Here is a 16,665-nt window from a genome sequence, read left to right as displayed (position 1 = left end):
AGGTCCTCCTATTTCACCACTACCGATACTTGGCAAAGCTCTGCTAATATTACTTCATCAACTTCAATACCTAAGCCTGGGCGTTCATTTAATTGGATAAACGGAACATCATAGTGCAAGTTACCGATATCCTTCGAAAATTTTAATGGTCCTGTTAATTCCACACTTTTAAAGGCCTTACTAGCAAAAGCAACATGGAAACCTGCAGCAGATCCGACAGAAGACTCGACCATTGACCCGATTTGGCACTCGATTCCTGCCATCTCGGCCATATGTGCCAATTTAATTGCCGGGTAAATCCCACCGCATTTCATTAATTTAATATTCACTTTATCGGCAGCACGTTTTGCAATTATTTCACGCATTTCTTTTTCTCCGTGTAAGCCCTCATCGATCATAAGCGGAATTGTCGTTTTAGATTTGATTTCAACCATTGCGTCAATATCATCAGCAAGTACAGGCTGTTCTAACCAGTCTATATCTAGTGCTTCTAGCTCACGTAATACTGGCATTGTGTTAGCGCTTGTTTTCCAGCCTTGGTTGACGTCTACACGTATAGCAATCTCATTCCCTACTTCTGCACGTACTGCACGAATTCGTTCAACATCTTTTTGTACTTCAGTTCCAACCTTCATTTTGAATGAACGGTAGCCCTGCTTCACACGTTCAGCGGCTTCTTTGGCCATTTTTTCAGGTGTGCCAATGCTTAATACGTGAGTAATTGGGAATTTCTCATGGTAACGTCCACCTACTAATTGATACGCTGGCACATTTAACTTTTTCCCAGCAAGGTCGAAGCATGCGATATCCATCGCTGCTTTTGCAGCGGGTACACCACGTACAACTGAATCCATCAGTTCATGAATACGCTCAAACTCTAATGGATTTTGGCCAATTAATAAAGGTGCTAATTTTGTTTTCAATACCGCATATGTTGATTCCGGTGTTTCACCTGTTACATGGTCATCCGGTACAGATTCCCCCCAGCCAACAACTCCACATTCTGACGTCATTTTTACGATAATTGAAGGCATCGAAGGATATGTATCGTAACTCACAACAAAAGGTTCAATTAATGGCAAATCAATTGCAAAAATCTCTATTTCTTGTATTTTCATATTAAAAACCCTCTCTTTTTAAGCACATAAATGCAATTATACAGTAAAAAGGGCTCTCTTTTATATAAAGTAAGAGGCCCCTTTTTTTAATTTGAAGCGTTCATTAATGTTTTCGCAAGTACTTTTGCTCCAATTACCATTGCTTCTTTTTCAAACGTCATGTTCGGATGATGCAAACCTGGACTTAAATTTGCGCCTACACCAATCATCGTTGCTTGCAATGACGGTTTTCGTACAGTGTAGAAATGAAAATCATCACTTCCAGGTGTAAGTATAGGTGCAGCTAAACTATCAATTCCGATTGATTCAATAATTGATAGCTCCGCAATCTTCGCCGCGTGCGCTGATACTTCTGCCCCTGGTGTCATATCGAGCCATTCCCATTCAAGCTCGATTTCAAATTGGTTTTTTATATAATCCAAGCCCACTTCAATCTTCTTTTTCGCTTCTTCTAAGACTTGATTTTTTTGAGAACGTACATCAATAGAAAATGTTGCAGAACCAGGAATGATATTAACACTGCCTCCATCCGCGATCATTTTCGTTAATTTAGCAGAATAGATTTCAGCTGGATTTATATAAATGTTTTTCAACATTTGCTGGATTCCAAACAATACATCAATGGCATTTTTCCCTTGGTGTGGTCGTGCCCCGTGTGCATCAATCCCTGTAATTTTACCTTGTAAAAATACTGCTGCTCCGTGATGTATAGCCGGCGTTACTTTTCCAAATGGTAATTCTTCCTGCGGGCGTAAATGTATGCCAAATAAATGCGTCACATCCTCAAGCACATTCCGATCAATCATCGAAAGTGAGCCACCACCAGTTTCCTCTGCAGGCTGAAAGATGAAGCGAATACGTTTGTGAAAATTCTCATTTCTTATTAGAGACAAGGCTCCTAGCACCATTGAAATATTGGCATCATGTCCACAAGAATGATTTGCTCGCATTTCACCATTGACCTCTTGCCATAATGCATCAATGTCTGCACGTACAGCGATAACATCTTCACCTCGCCCAATCTCTGCGATAAGTCCTGTACAGTCTTCGAAAGTCTGGTATGGTACATTCATTTCTTTTAAAATAGAAGCAATTTTCTTTGTAGTCTCAAACTCTTTCCAACTGACTTCTGGATATTTATGAAAATGGTTAAACCATTGATAAATCATTTCGTCTAAGCTTACTGTTTTCCCCATTGATACACCTCGATATTGCTTATTATCCGTTTATTATACAATAATTTATTTTACAAATATAAATAAATTGCTTAAATTGTTTGAAAAGTGCAGAAAAAAAGCAGCATCGATTTCAAATGAAATCCGATGCTACCTACATTTTATAAACTTGTGAAAAAACCTTCTGGAAATTCTTCATAGTGCACTTCTTTAAATGTCTCCTCATTTTTACCCTCATATGCCTGTATTTCAATCTCTTGATCCACCAAATATGTCTCGAATTTTGAATCTTGTAATTTTGTCATATAATCCACTCCTTTTATAGATAGAATTTTCTGATAATTGAATTATACAACACTTTTTCTTAAGAAAACAACAATCTATACTCATTATGCATAATAAGTATTAATTCGATCTCTATATGAGATAAAAAATGCAGCCCCATTTAAGGAACCGCACTTCTCTACATATATTAAGCTGTTATACCTTTCGATTGATCATTTTGATTGTCACTTCCGTTACCACCAAGCTTATGTTGCGTGAAGTATTGAATGGCTATCATGACAATAAAAATTCCTAATCCCGCCCAGTCTGAGAATTTCTCTGGATAAATTAAAAGTAAGCCCGCTCCCATCGCAATAATACGCTCAATCCAAAGCATTTTACGATACCAGAATCCGATAACTCCAGCTCCAATTGCAATCATACCTGTAATAGCCGTAAATACTACCCAAATAATCTGTGGAATTGTCGTATCAATCATTAATAATGCCGGAGAGAAGATAATCATGTATGGGATAATAAATGCCGCTATCGCTAACTTCGCAGAAATGACCCCGGTTTTTATTGGGTCACCACCTGAGATTCCTGACGCTGCAAAGGCGGCGAGTGCTACTGGAGGCGTAATGTCGGCAATAATCCCAAAGTAAAATACAAAGAAATGCGCCGATAATAATACAACAACTGGCACTAGTTCTTGCGGCGTATTTGGTGATAATAATGCCACGATTGCCGGTGCAGCAATTGTAGATGTAATAACATAGTTTGCTGTTGTTGGTGCACCCATCCCTAAGATCAGCGATGCAATCATAACGAAAACTAACGTTAAAATAATACTACCACCAGCTAAAGCTACTAAACTATTAGCTAAGCTTAAACCTAAACCAGTTTTCACGACTACCCCAACGATAATACCTGCACAAGCAGTAGCAGCAACTACACCAAGTGCTGTACGTGCACCATCAACTAATGCATCCACAATATCGCGCGGTTTTAGACGTGTTTCTTTATTAAACATCGCAACACCAATTGAAATAAGTATTCCGTATAAAGCTGCATGCATAACAGGCGTACCTGTTAACATCAAAACAATAATCGCTACAATCGGTAATAACAAGTAAATTTTCTTAAACACTTCTTTACGGTCTGGCATTTGATCGTCACGTAAGCCACGTAAACCAACACGTTTCGCTTCAAAATGCGTCATAATCCAAATACCAGTGAAATATAGAAGTGCCGGAATTGCCGCTGCTTTTGCAATATCCCAATACGTAATACCACGACCGATAAATTCTACCATTAAGAAAGCTGCAGCTCCCATAATCGGTGGCATAAGCTGACCACCCGTAGATGCCGCAGCCTCAACAGCACCAGCAAATTCTTTTCGGTAACCAAGCTTTTTCATCATCGGAATTGTATATGAGCCTGATGTTACTACGTTAGCAACAGAGCTCCCTGAAATTGTCCCTTGTAGGGCACTTGAGAATACTGCAACTTTTGCTGGGCCACCAATCAGTTTACCTGCTAGTGATACGGCTAAGTCATTAAAGTATTGCCCAACACCTGTTTTCACAAGAAATGCACCAAATAATAAGAATACGAAGATGAACGTGGCAGATACACTAATTGGTGTACCTAAAACACCGTCTGTCGTATAATACATTAAATTTACAATGCTTTCTAAGTCTTGCCCACGATGCGCCATGAACGCTGGGAAATACGGTCCAAAATATGCGTAGATCAAGAAGCATATCGCAATAATTGTAATTGGCAAGCCTACCGCACGACGCGCCGCTTCAAGGACAAGTACCACTGCGATTAAACCGACGATAAAATCTACCTGTGTAATCGTACCATTTCGATTAACAAGCTCTGTATAATTCAATGACCAATAAGAGCCTGCCGCAACAGCTAATAAGGCTAAAATATAATCAAACCATGCAATTTTATGCTTTGCTGCTTTTTTCCGAGCAGGGAATAATAAAAATATAAGTGATAAACCAAACCCTAAATGAATTGTACGTTGGATTTGTGCCGGGAATTGACCAAAGATCGCTGTGTATAATTGGAATAACGAAAATGCTAATAATCCAAAGAAAATAATATGTTTCATAACCCCTGAAACTGTACGTACATTTGATTCGATATCATACTTCTCAAGAATTGCTTGTTGTTCTTCAGCTGATATTTGTTCGAATTCCTCTAAGTTTGGTTCGATGTTTTGCTCATGCTGTTTTGTCATTTCATCCTAACTCCCTTCCACTTTTCATAAAGTGACACTTGCTTCACTTGAAATAAATAAGATTTTCCTCTTTGTAAATCCTTTTTTAAATCATATTCAAAACCTTCATACTCAAATACCAGATCGATATCTAAATCTCCGATATAAATCGTGAAATTTTCCAGTATCTCTTCTTCAAATTGCAAATAATACTTACCATCATGCTGTGTTAACGTTTGACCTTCCTCTGCATAGCTAGGCATCCCTATCGCTAAATCCTCATACTCCATTCCCAACATTTGAATCTGATTTTTTTCTGTGTATTGATAATACTCCAGGACATCTGACTTATGAATGGAATGCGTATATCGTATACGAAATGAATTGTCGGCAGTTGCTGAGATATAATGCATTATCGGTTGGTCGGTGCGTGTTTCCGTAAATGCGAATACCTTTTGAAGAGGAAGAAAAAAAATTGCCATTCCTACTACACTTAATAGGCCTATCAGTAAACTCCTCGTTCGCATTACATCTGTTCCTCCACTTTAAAAGCCATTCGCTTTTCATATAAAAAGAGGCCCGAAGCTTTACGCAATCCGAGCCTCTCTGTACTGTTTAACTATTTCTTTTCGTCAAAATATTTCTGAGCACCTGGATGAACTTCAATACTGATACCAGCTAAACCAGTTTCAGCCTTGATCAGTCGACCTTTATCGTGAGAAATTTTGTCTGTGTTATCATAAATAGCTTTTGTCATTTCGTAAACAACTTCATCTGGTAAATCTTTCTTTACAGCTAACATTGCAAGAACTGAAACTGTTTCTGTATCATTAGCGATACCATAAGTACCAGTAGCTACTGTTTCTTTTGCATAGTATGGATATTTCGCAATTAACTCATCTGCTTTACCAGCATCCATACCAATAATATTTACTTTTGTTGTTGCATTTAATGCTTCTACTGCAGCTGTTGGCGTACCAGCTGTGATGAATGCAGCGTCAATTTGACCAGATTGAAGACCTTCAGTAGACTCACCGAAATCTAAGTTTTGTGCTTTAACGTCTGTCATTGCTAAGCCGTGGATTTCAAGTAATTGTTCAGCATTTGCGTAAGTACCTGAACCTGGAGCACCTACAGAAACTTTTTTACCTTTTAAATCTGCATATGTTTTAATGCCTGAAGCTTCAGTCGTCACTAATTGAACTGTTTCCGGGTAAAGTGCACCTAAAGCAGAAATTGTGTCAATTTTAGCGCCATCAAACATCATCTTACCTTCAGTTGCATAATAAGCGATATCTGTTTGTACGAATGCAATTTCACCTTTATCTTCTTGTAGTGCTGTCATGTTTGCAGCAGATGCTTGAGAAACCTCCGCTGTTGTTTTAATACCTGTTCCAGTTGTGATTAAATCTGCAAATGTTCCACCAAGTGCGTAGTAAGTACCTTGTGTTCCACCTGTTAATAAACTTAAAAATTTGATGTCTGATTCTGGCTTGTCAGTTGCTGCTGAATTTCCACCAGTATCTTCTTTTTCTGCATCTTTTGTTTCTTTTTCGCTATCAGAGCCACATGCAGCTAAAATTAATAGCGCAAAAGCACTTAATAACATTAACAATCGGAATTGCTTTTTCTTCATATTAACCTTCCCCCTTTTATGGTAATAATAAGAATCATTCTAAAACTATCAAACATAGTATAATATTGTCAACTAATTTATAGTAAATTCAGTCTATTATAATTATACATTCAAATGTAAAGTCTCGATTTTACGCATATTTAACAATATTCTACAAAAATCGCCTTTTATCTAATAAATACCTAGAATCAGTTTCATCAAAATAAAAACGGCTATATAAAAAGAAAAATTTCGCATAAAAAAAAGACATAAAATATTTTATGCCTTCATTTCTTACTATTTTATTACGCCACATGCAATTCTCTTACCTGAATTTCCTGCAGGATCTGTTTTATAATCGTCTGCTGATTCATGGATGACAAGCGCACTACCATCTTGATCGAAAAGCGAGTTCTTTACATTTTTTTGTAACGTTAGACCCTCAGCTATAAACGTTAAATCCACAGTCCCATCTTCTTCAACCACTATATTAGGCATATCACCTAAATGGTAACCTTTCGGATTTTCCTTACCATGCTCTTTCCCTGTTGGATTAAAGTGTGCACCAGCTGATTCAAATGTCGGCGCTTCACATTTTCCTGTTTCATGAATATGAATTCCATGTTCTCCAGGTGGCAATCCAGTTAGAGCCAATGTTACCTTTACACCTGCATCTTCCTCTTCAAAATAAGCATTTCCATAACTCTCATTTTGTGCACCTACGACTTTTGTAGTCGCTGTTAACGCGGATTTGGCTGTTACAGAAACTTGGTCTTTGTCCTTATCAAAAAAATTACAACCTCCAACAAAGACTAGTAAAGTAGCTGCTAACAAGCTTGTTTTTTTCATAAATAACACCTCCCTCTACTATTGATAGTGCCCATCTCTTGAAAAAATTATGCAAAAAAGGAGAAGTCACAATGACCTCCCCTTATCAATTAGTTTAGAATTTTAACTGATACAGTCCGGACGCCCCAATTTCTAGCTTGTCCATCTGTCGGAATAAATACATCAATTTTATTACCTTTTATCGCGCCACCAGTATCTGCTGCAATTGCCTCCCCATACCCCTCTACCCAAACTTTAGTGCCCAGTGGAATCACCCGTGGATCCACCGCGATTACCTTTTGATTGGGGTTAGAACGTAGGTCTGTTCCATTTGCAGTAATACCTGAGCAGCCTGTACAGTATGCTGTATATGCTGTCGCACGCATTGTATATGTTTGGCCATTATCACTTGCTGGCGTGCTACTTGGTTTGCTTTCAGGAGGAGAATATGCTGTAGTTGAAGGCCTAGCTTTAGCAGCAGAAGCCTCAATAGCCAGTTTTTCACCCACATAAATCAAGTCTGACGATAGATTATTCCACTCTTTTAAGTCAGCCACTGATATATCATAAGTAATAGCTATGCTGAATAACGTGTCACCATTTTTGATTAGATGGGTTCCTTCATCGGATTCATCCTGGACTTTATTTTCTTCTGATGAGGTCGATTCCGAGTAAATAGTTGATTTTAATTCGTTTAACTGCTGTAACTCAACTACTGACAAATCATAACTTTTCGATATCTGTAATGATGGATCGCCTGACTGAGCATTATCTGGATCTTGAGCAGAAGTTGAACTTGCAAACATACCTATGCTTAGTGTTAAAGCTGTAACTATAGCTAATACGTGTTTCTTCATAATAAGTAATACCTCCACATTTTTAGAATTTTCATAGTCTGTTGCTAAGAAGAGTAAATTGAACCCTTATTCGTACTGTAAAAATATTGCACTTGAATAGCTCAAAGCAACAGACTAGATATTACAAATTATTACTATATAAACAATTTTTTATACAACTCTAATTATATTTTTAGTAATTAACGTAATTTAATACTATATTTATTGCAAATCACCAAGTAAATATATTGCTATTCTAATTAGGAAACACAGTATATTTTGCTCTACATCAAAATCTGTACTCGACAGCATATTACACTCTAGGCGGACGCTTTCCACGGGCGTAGTTTTAACCTCCTCCGTGCTCCTGTCGCTTTGCTCTGTAGCGAAAGGCGAATGCCGTCAGCAACACTCTCCTCCCTCGGTTCCATGTGCTTATAAAAAAGTAGACTTTCTTTTAAAGTAAAGGACTCGTTTTGGTAATGACCCATTTTTCTTTGTACTTTTCAGCTTGTTTATATTTGATAATTTGGGTTTTTAGTCGATATTAGTGAAAAGGAGGGGTGTATACATGGATATTAACTCAATTATGTCGTCTCAGCTTATGGAACTACAGCAAACAGTACAAATGAGCGTGATGCAAAATGCCCTAAACTTGAATACCTCTGCCGCTGTCAAATTACTAGAAGAAATGCCACAGCCTCAAGCTGCCGCACACCCTTATAAAGGTACAGCCGTTGACATTTCAGTTTAGGACAAAAAAATGCTCTCCACAAAAATGTGGAGAGCATTTTTTTCTATAGAGTATTCAATCGTACGAAATGGCTAAATAATTGCTTACCAAAGTATTGGCTTCGCTACCATAAGCCATAACATAATGAGTAATAAAATAATGTACATCCATGTTTTGCGATGTAACTGTGCTGTAAAATTCTCCTGATTAAAATCAGGTGTATTAAATGTACGAATGGTTGGTTTAAAGGCACTCGCTAAAAATACGATAGAACCAAGCATAACAAGAACTGTAAGCACAACCCACGAAGTTGTCCATGGATAACCTCCTCGCCACATCACGAGTATCCCAGACGCAACAAGGACATGTCCAGCGTGTTTCACAAGCGTTATTGCTGTCTGAAATGTCCCAATATAAGTTGGCATTTCTTCAAGTTGTGCCGTACGCATTTTTTTTACTATAGGTAGTAATACAAAGAGTGGCCCAATCGAAAGGATAGCACTCAAAATATGGATATATAGAAGAAGCATATAAATTGATACCATTTGGTGTACCTCCATTTTAAATAATTCAGCTTAATTATAACATCAGCCAATCCCTATCCCTGAATCCATTTGTGAACCCTTTGTAAACGACTTACAAACAATTATTAAGTTGATTGAATTTTGTGCAAAAGGGTATGAATTATAGTACGATGCACATATAGAACAAAAAGGAGTGATCATTATGGGAATTCATCATTTTTTTACAAGTCTCAATGATTTAGAACGTATCATCCGCTGCCCGGGCCGCTTCAAATTTGAAGAACATAACGTTGCAGCACACTCTTGGAAAGTATCACAATACGCCATGTTTTTCGCAACACTTGAAGAAATGAACGGGGCTACTGTCAATTGGAAATCTCTTTACGAAAAAACCATCAACCACGACTTTGCAGAAGTTTTCATAGGCGATATTAAAACACCTGTGAAGCATGCAAGTCCTGAGCTCAAACAGATGCTTGCACACGTCGAAGAGAAAATGATGGAAAAATTCATTATCAATGAAATCCCCGAAAAGTTTCAAGCTATCTTTTTTGAACGGATGAAGGAAGGAAAAGACGCTACACTTGAAGGGCGCCTACTTGAATTCGCTGACAAGCTTGACCAATTTTACGAAGCATTTGCAGAGCTTAAACGAGGCAATATTGATCAAGAGTTTGTCTATATGTATCAATCCGCACTAAAAAAACTATTGGGGATACCTTTAGAAGCGACTGTTGACTATTTCCGCAACGAAATTTTAAAAGATGCAGTCCAAGAAGACACACATATTGACATTCAGGCTTTAACAAAGGAAATATTAAATGATACTAAATAACGCGCATGCATAAGTTTTCCGAATGAAATAATTCACGGAAGGCTTTTTTTATTTGGCGAAAAAAGTCGTATAATAGGGATAACTGATTGGAGGGAATCCCTTGTCACATGATTGTTCCATTGTAGAAGATTTACTACCTTTATATCATAAACATTCTTTACAAAATGATACTTTGCTCTTTATTGAACAACATATAGCTTCATGTGAAAGTTGTCAGCGTCTTGCCTCTACGCAGCCATCACCTAGTCAAAATAAACCGTTGAAGCGTACATTGACATTTTTTCATCTTGTATTTATTGTACTGTCTTTTATGTTTGCCCTTAACTCATCATTACTAGGTAATAACTTACTTTTTATCGTATCGTACGCCATCTTCGGTTGCCTTACTTATTTATTTTACAAAAATAGTTGGATTGTCTTTGCGATAAGTTTCACCCCTGTTTTCTTTTGGGCGATAATCGATAATTTAAATAATTCTCTTTACATCAGTCACTCCAACCTATCAGAAATTGGCGCACTGCTTATTGGTGCAAGCTTTATTGCCATTTTACATACGATCTTTGCTTTACTCGGTTCTGCTATTGCCATTATTTTACGAAAGCTTTTCAATTGATAAAACTTTATATTTATTTTATAAAATCAAAAAGAGTCGCAGGCAGCGACTCTTTTGCAATAATTGGTTATGCTTTTTTTACGAATTCTGATTTTAGTTTCATCGCACCAAAACCATCAATTTTACAATCAATGTTGTGATCACCCTCAACTAGTCGAATGCTCTTCACCTTTGTACCAATTTTCAATGTCGATGAACTACCTTTTACTTTTAAATCTTTAATTACTGTTACTGAATCGCCATCCGCTAAAAGATTTCCGTTTACATCTTTAACAACTAATGCATCAGACACTTCTTCAGTTGCATCTGCACTCCACTCATGAGCACATTCTGGGCACACAAAGTTCGCACCATCTTCATACGTATATTCAGAATTACATTTTGGGCAATTAGGATATGCTGCCATTTCCGCTTCCTCCCTTACTTTTTTATTGGGTAAAATCCATATATGCACCTATCTTTACATACTCTACTCATTTTCGCAAAGGTTGTTCGTATTTTTTGTTCGTGCTTGTGAAAAATGTATGAAACTAATCGCATTCTCATCGCAATTTCTCTTCAAGAATTTCGCAATTTCCAATGCTCGCCCATTGACTTTTTTTCTAAAACCTACTTACTTGCAACTTCAAAAGACATACCGTATCATATCATTAAAGGCTGCATTGTTCGTATAATATTAAGTTTTAACCTTTAAGCTGTAAAAGGGAGTTTTACTATTGGAGTTGGAATGACGGGCCTCACACCATGGTGCATGAGGATATGCAGGATAACTTCTGCGAACACCCACTTTGAGGAGTGGTGGTTTAAAACTTTCTATAAGACATACGGCATACGCGGCTTTTACTACATAGCCTTTAATAGCAATGTATATAGAGCACTCTTACCTGAATTGGTGAGAGTGTTTTTTGTGTAGTTTTTCAGGTTTGTCGCAATCACTTTCATTAATTTCTATTCCTGATGAGTTAAGCTTACCAAAAATAAAAATAAGTATCTCTGCACCCAAACAGAAAATATATATTTTCTTAAGATATAAATGCATTAACAGTATTTTTAAATATGGAGATGGTTGGAGCTTCTGATTTTGCTATCTTATTCAACTAAAGGCCCCATAGTTCAACAAGACGTATGAAAACTTTTTCTTAGGACAAGTGAGAATTACATAATGACACTCTTATTTAAAACGTTTAACAATCTCTTCTCGTGAGTATTCATCAAACCAATCGCCGTATTTTTCATATAAAGGATATATCGTTTCCTTATTAGTTGCGATGATCTCGCATCCTCTATCATCATAAATAAAAAAAATTACATTTTTAGTGATATTTATAAAAAACACATCTGGATAGTCTGAAGCTGTACTGAATTTTGGTTTCAAGGGGAAATCCTCATTGCACGCTGCTTTAATAAGTAATGGGTAATTAAAATCTTGTTTGCAACACTTTAAGGAAAATCGAGATGTATAAAAATCGTCCGCTCCTTCATGATCAAATACGTATGGTAAGGTTTCTTGCTTTAAATGGAGTTTTAAATCTTTATTTTTTATATTGCGATCATAAACCTTTATTCGCTTTTGCTTGATTTCATCAGACTTGTGCCGATAAACATTCGTAACAAGAAAAATTTCATCCAAATCAGAAAAAAGTTCGTTAAATATAGACAACGCTTGACTGTATACGCAGTCAAACTTTTCAAGATTCAGACTACCATCATCTCTAAATTGATACATCTCACCCCCTAATTCAAAGTGAATACCTATATCCCATTGATGATAAAGACTAGGTACCAAAGTAAGTCCTGGAAAAGCATTATTTAAATATTGACCTAAATCTATCATCGTTCACTCCATTTCTTTCTATTGTTCTTTAATAATACCATTATTGAACTAACCTGCCCCGTTGGTTTAATAAAGAAAAAAGAGCTGCCAAAGCAACTCAACGATCTTTAATTAACGCCCCCGTTAATTGAAGAAGAAGACAACTAATGGACTTTAACTGAAGAAGTTAGTCAATTGAATTAGCTATTCGGACTAATGTGTCAGGTGTTTCTGTATTTGCTACTTTATTATAAATACCAAACATATATTGCAAATTATTCTTTTCAAAGACAATAAAATTAAATAATCGGTCTTCAAAATAAATACCTTTGGTACCATCTTGAAGTGTATACTCCTTACCATTTAAGTTCAGTTTATTTTCGAAGTTCAATTTATTTTTTGAAGGACGAATGTCAATTTTAAAAATATTTTCTCTTATATCTTTATTAACAAACCTAATTTCTAAGGAATCATTCACATTAAAGTTCTTATCTTCAAAAAACCTTCCAAATTGATGTGTGAAAGAAATTGAAGGCAACATTTCGGGCAACTTTACATCACATTTAAAATGATTTTCAAATTCCTTTACTGCTGCTTTTACAGATTTATACCCAACTTCTGTGAACCCTTCCTCAAAAGAAGGTGGAGTGTCGTTCGGATTTGCATTTACTGTTCCGTAATACAACCCACAAATAAATATACTAAATAAAACCAATAGAAGAGGAAAACTTTTATTCAATTTCATCACCCTAAATTATATTTAGGTTTAGTGTGTCCTGTTCAGTTACATTAATTCCTTCTTCTACTATCCTTCACCGTTAGTTCAGTAAAGAAAAAAGAACTATATATGCAACTCAGTGATCTTCAAGTAAAGCCCTCGTTAGTACAATAAGGGGACTCGTCAGATTTATGCGAATTTATAACGATAAGACTTCAATTTTTATACACGATTTTATTCATCAAAGTCGATGGTGCAACATTACTTCGAATGCTTAAAAACCTTTGCTATGACTGACTTTTAACAAAAGTGCATAAAACAACGCATAATTAATGTTCATAAGAAAAGCCACGAAACGTTGATATCACAACATTCGTGTCCTTTAAGTCTGTTTCCAAACTTCGATTTGGGAACGTTATTAGGTTTAGTTATGTATACGTTATAAAACCTTGTTACACTAAAGTCCCCCGTTGAATAACATAACTTTGTTAAAGTCCTTCTAATTGATTCAATAGATAATCACATAGTTCCTTATATATTGATTGTCCTTTTAAACTCGAAATAACGTGTTTTGCATTTATTTCTTTATCAGCAAAGATACAGTTCAAGTAATGTTTGAACTCTGTGATAGTTGGTAACTCAGTTTTGTATATTTCGTAGATGTCGATATGATAGGTTTTTAATAACGTTTTTAATGCTTCATCATCTTTGTTTAATTCATGATAATCATGGTAATTATTCTTTAGACGGTAATCAAAAGCAGATATTATCTTCAATAAAGCTTTGACTTGAGTTTCCTCAAATTCAAAGTTTAAAGCATACATAAAAAAGGGGAATTCATCGTCATTAACCATATATTTAAGTAGTTTAATTTGGTATTTTAATTGTCTGATTTCTTCCTCAATATTCATTTCCTCACCTCACTTATTATTTTAGCATAAATTGGATATTCTTTTCTTGTTGAATTAACCAGCGTCGTTGAAGAAAAAATGCACCTATTTATATGTTATCGCCATTCAGAACAAGTGGATCGAACAGTCCGCTTTAAAATGATTTCTCGCAGCGTCTCAGAGTATTATTTTCTAATGAAAACAGCTACAAACACTGATTTAACAGTGTTTGTAGCTGTTTGAAATATTATCAAGCTTTCATTTGGGAACGTTATTTAATTTTATTTAGTATACTTTATAAATCCTTGTTTCACAAAAGTACCATTAGTTGAAGAAGAAAAGTGAAGCGTATGCAACAATCACGCTCTTTAATTTAATAATAACTTTTCCAAAAAAACATAAAAAACAAATATGGAAACAAAAATATTAAAAATACCCATTCGCTTCCGCATTTCCTTGATTTCGGCTATGCCCATAACCAAAAACATTGCCCCCATAAAAAACATCATATATGGAATTAACTCGTGATTCCCAGATATCAAACCATACCCCGCTAAAGTTAAAACAGTGATGGATAATACGACCCTTAGTATTTTTAGCAATACGTCCACCCCCTGTGGCTTAAAATTACATTTACGTGGCAATTTTAAATGACATTATTATTACGAAACAATCTTAAGTATAACCTTCCCAAAGCGCCGTTTGGTAACAATTTTTTCCTTAACTTTGTAAATCCGCATAAATCTGACGAGACCCAAAAAAAGACAGATTATTTTAAATATCCTTATTCCACAAAAGCCTCCGTTAGTTTAAGTATTAAACGGTTTTATATCAAACATTTTTAATATACAAATGTTTAATAGATTATTAAAATTAGAGATCTGCCATCATCATTGATTGCTTTACTGTGGATATACAAATGTCTGATACATTATTGCTATTAGCGATGCTATATCATCATTGATTGCTTCAATGCGGATACGCTTCGTTAAATTTATATTTGTATGATCTAAATTTATAATGAAAGCAATTTTTTCACCATTTAACTTTAAAGTTCCTGACCAAGAGTAATCTTTCTCAAATTGGTACACGTTCCCGTTGATCATAAAGGTTTGCATCTTTTCAATTAATTGTACTCGATTTTGCTTAATTGAAATTTTATTCATTGCATTGTAACTATGAAGAGTATAACGAACACCTGTAAATACGCAGTCGATTTCATATATTGGACTATTATCAATTGAAATAGCTTTATAGCAGTGTGGCATCCCTGATTGCAGAAGCATATGAAATAGTTGTGTTAGAATACGATGACGATTTTTCTTGATGATGCTTATAATTTTTTCATCCTCGTTATAAATAGGAATTCTTGTGTAAAAAGAATCTGATTCTGGGATGCTATATGAATAAATCTGCATTGATTCCTCTCCTTGATTATCTCTCATAAATAATACAATTAATATTAATTTTCTTTGACAAACTTATTCAACTAATCTGCCCCGTTAGCACAAGAAGCGACTGCTCTAATTGAACAATCGCTCCCCATTAGTTGAATAGCTTTGATTCTGCAACTTGTCTTATGTAATCCGTACCCCATATTCCAAGAGTAGAATATTTACCGCACTCCGCTTTTGTAATAGGTCTTACTTCTTCCAACCCCCTCATTAATTTACAATATTCGGGTTGATAGCCAATTTGCGAACGAAAATAATTAGGTTCAATAGAGTCTAATTCCAATGGACGGTACCCGCTTATCATTCCGTCTAACCCAGTTTCGTAAATACAATTAATATGTGCTACTCCTTGTATTATAGTCTTTGTTCCTGCAATTGATTCTAACGTAGGGGGCACACTGTCTGACCAATCCATTAATCCTGCGAGAAAAGTTTTTGTTGGGACTGCACTATATTTCCCTGTTACTTGTACAACTCTGCCACAAGCAAAATTTCCGTTAGGTAAAGGAATCGCCCAAAATTGCCTAGGGATCAATTCTTTATTTGACTTTGGTTTAAAAGGATAGTTAATCTTCAAATCATTGCTCCAATATCATTTTTTTCACATTATAGCACGCTTCTTGTTCAGCTAACCTGCTTAGTTAGTTGAATAGCAACAATCATTAAGAAGATAGCTTTAAATAAAAATTGAGTGGGGAAAAATATAGAGAATCCATAGAATTTAGGGGCTTTACAGACAAAAAATAGACGCAGAAAACTTATTTTGCTACATTTTCGCAAATTCATTTTTTGAGGAGTGGTGGTTTAAAACTTTCTATAAGACATACGGCATACGCAGCTTTTACCTTTGAACTTAGAGCCTTAAGGCTTTGAAGCATTTCTCTCATAGTGAAAACTATGAGAGATTTTTTTGTTGGGAGAATGCTTAACTTTTCAAATGACATCATAATTTTTAAAAACAAGTTGATCGATGTTTCTAATACTCTCTACTTTTCAGTTACCAAATGTACCTG

The 16,665-nt window shown here is 35.7% G+C and carries 19 protein-coding genes and 1 other RNA gene; 4 read left to right on the top strand and 16 right to left on the bottom strand.

The features are described 5' to 3' along the window. Positions 1 to 8 precede the first annotated feature (8 nt). From AEA09_RS16790 to AEA09_RS16760, 8 genes are all read right to left on the bottom strand, one after another. Positions 9 to 1,118: a mandelate racemase/muconate lactonizing enzyme family protein gene (locus tag AEA09_RS16790; RefSeq protein WP_053585106.1), complete on the bottom strand. Its 1,110-nt coding sequence runs from the start codon at positions 1,116 to 1,118 to the stop codon at positions 9 to 11. Positions 1,119 to 1,204: 86 nt separating this feature from the next. After that, on the bottom strand, positions 1,205 to 2,314 hold the full coding sequence (locus tag AEA09_RS16785; protein ID WP_053585105.1) for an amidohydrolase: 1,110 nt from the start codon (positions 2,312 to 2,314) through the stop codon (positions 1,205 to 1,207). 140 nt (positions 2,315 to 2,454) lie between these two features. Continuing rightward, positions 2,455 to 2,598 (bottom strand): hypothetical protein, encoded by a 144-nt coding sequence (locus tag AEA09_RS20135; RefSeq protein WP_169778089.1) that lies wholly within the window; start codon positions 2,596 to 2,598, stop codon positions 2,455 to 2,457. Between the two features lie 167 nt (positions 2,599 to 2,765). Further along, positions 2,766 to 4,814 (bottom strand): TRAP transporter permease, encoded by a 2,049-nt coding sequence (locus AEA09_RS16780; protein ID WP_053585104.1) that lies wholly within the window; start codon positions 4,812 to 4,814, stop codon positions 2,766 to 2,768. Further along, on the bottom strand, positions 4,811 to 5,320 hold the full coding sequence (locus tag AEA09_RS16775; RefSeq protein WP_053585103.1) for a DUF1850 domain-containing protein: 510 nt from the start codon (positions 5,318 to 5,320) through the stop codon (positions 4,811 to 4,813). Before AEA09_RS16775 ends, AEA09_RS16780 begins: the two co-directional genes overlap by 4 nt. A gap of 92 nt (positions 5,321 to 5,412) precedes the next feature. Further along, the gene (locus AEA09_RS16770) at positions 5,413 to 6,429 is read right to left on the bottom strand and encodes a TAXI family TRAP transporter solute-binding subunit (RefSeq protein WP_053585102.1); all 1,017 of its coding nucleotides are present in this window, start codon (positions 6,427 to 6,429) and stop codon (positions 5,413 to 5,415) included. 276 nt (positions 6,430 to 6,705) lie between these two features. Next, on the bottom strand, positions 6,706 to 7,257 hold the full coding sequence (locus tag AEA09_RS16765) for a superoxide dismutase family protein (protein WP_053585101.1): 552 nt from the start codon (positions 7,255 to 7,257) through the stop codon (positions 6,706 to 6,708). Positions 7,258 to 7,346: 89 nt separating this feature from the next. Further along, positions 7,347 to 8,093, bottom strand: coding sequence for a LysM peptidoglycan-binding and 3D domain-containing protein (locus AEA09_RS16760; protein ID WP_082332714.1), 747 nt, complete (start codon positions 8,091 to 8,093; stop codon positions 7,347 to 7,349). Positions 8,094 to 8,643: 550 nt separating this feature from the next. Between AEA09_RS16760 and AEA09_RS16755 the strand changes: the two genes are divergently transcribed. Continuing rightward, positions 8,644 to 8,826, top strand: coding sequence for a putative motility protein (locus AEA09_RS16755; protein ID WP_053585100.1), 183 nt, complete (start codon positions 8,644 to 8,646; stop codon positions 8,824 to 8,826). An 83-nt stretch (positions 8,827 to 8,909) separates the two neighbouring features. Here AEA09_RS16755 and AEA09_RS16750 read toward each other — a convergent pair whose 3' ends face one another. Beyond that, positions 8,910 to 9,350 (bottom strand): hypothetical protein, encoded by a 441-nt coding sequence (locus tag AEA09_RS16750; protein WP_053585099.1) that lies wholly within the window; start codon positions 9,348 to 9,350, stop codon positions 8,910 to 8,912. A 181-nt stretch (positions 9,351 to 9,531) separates the two neighbouring features. Between AEA09_RS16750 and AEA09_RS16745 the strand changes: the two genes are divergently transcribed. Together AEA09_RS16745 and AEA09_RS16740 are read left to right on the top strand one after the other, a co-directional pair. Further along, entirely contained in the window at positions 9,532 to 10,164 is a 633-nt protein-coding gene (locus tag AEA09_RS16745) for a YfbR-like 5'-deoxynucleotidase (protein ID WP_053585098.1), read from the top strand. A gap of 100 nt (positions 10,165 to 10,264) precedes the next feature. After that, a complete protein-coding gene (locus AEA09_RS16740; RefSeq protein ID WP_053585097.1) occupies positions 10,265 to 10,777 on the top strand; it encodes a zf-HC2 domain-containing protein in 513 nt (170 codons plus the stop codon). A gap of 67 nt (positions 10,778 to 10,844) precedes the next feature. Here the strand turns inward: AEA09_RS16740 and AEA09_RS16735 are convergent, their stop codons facing one another. Beyond that, positions 10,845 to 11,183: a zinc ribbon domain-containing protein YjdM gene (locus tag AEA09_RS16735; RefSeq protein ID WP_053585096.1), complete on the bottom strand. Its 339-nt coding sequence runs from the start codon at positions 11,181 to 11,183 to the stop codon at positions 10,845 to 10,847. A gap of 245 nt (positions 11,184 to 11,428) precedes the next feature. Here AEA09_RS16735 and ssrS point away from each other — a divergent pair. Further along, positions 11,429 to 11,621, top strand: a non-coding RNA gene (gene ssrS / locus AEA09_RS19700) — 6S RNA. A 327-nt stretch (positions 11,622 to 11,948) separates the two neighbouring features. On the opposite strand, the gene AEA09_RS16730 is transcribed toward ssrS, so the two are convergent. From AEA09_RS16730 to AEA09_RS16705, 6 genes are all read right to left on the bottom strand, one after another. Further along, complete coding sequence (locus AEA09_RS16730) at positions 11,949 to 12,608, bottom strand: DUF3885 domain-containing protein (RefSeq protein WP_053585451.1); 660 nt, start codon at positions 12,606 to 12,608, stop codon at positions 11,949 to 11,951. Between the two features lie 169 nt (positions 12,609 to 12,777). Continuing rightward, positions 12,778 to 13,335, bottom strand: a complete 558-nt coding sequence (locus AEA09_RS16725) for a hypothetical protein (protein ID WP_053585095.1) — start codon at positions 13,333 to 13,335, stop codon at positions 12,778 to 12,780. Positions 13,336 to 13,796: 461 nt separating this feature from the next. Next, positions 13,797 to 14,219 carry a hypothetical protein gene (locus AEA09_RS16720; RefSeq protein ID WP_053585094.1) on the bottom strand — a complete coding sequence of 141 codons (423 nt, stop codon included), beginning with the start codon at positions 14,217 to 14,219 and terminating at the stop codon, positions 13,797 to 13,799. Positions 14,220 to 14,566: 347 nt separating this feature from the next. Then, on the bottom strand, positions 14,567 to 14,800 hold the full coding sequence (locus AEA09_RS16715; RefSeq protein ID WP_053585093.1) for a YczI family protein: 234 nt from the start codon (positions 14,798 to 14,800) through the stop codon (positions 14,567 to 14,569). A 300-nt stretch (positions 14,801 to 15,100) separates the two neighbouring features. Further along, positions 15,101 to 15,616 carry a tubby C-terminal domain-like protein gene (locus tag AEA09_RS16710; RefSeq protein WP_053585092.1) on the bottom strand — a complete coding sequence of 172 codons (516 nt, stop codon included), beginning with the start codon at positions 15,614 to 15,616 and terminating at the stop codon, positions 15,101 to 15,103. A gap of 127 nt (positions 15,617 to 15,743) precedes the next feature. Next, a complete protein-coding gene (locus tag AEA09_RS16705; RefSeq protein WP_053585091.1) occupies positions 15,744 to 16,229 on the bottom strand; it encodes an Imm26 family immunity protein in 486 nt (161 codons plus the stop codon). Positions 16,230 to 16,665: the final 436 nt, after the last annotated feature.

Origin of the sequence: Lysinibacillus contaminans, assembly GCF_001278945.1 — a bacterium.
GTDB classification, from domain to species: Bacteria; Bacillota; Bacilli; order Bacillales_A; family Planococcaceae; genus Lysinibacillus; species Lysinibacillus contaminans.
Note: the sequence above shows the minus strand (reverse complement) of the source record. Positions and strands in the feature narration are given on the sequence as shown.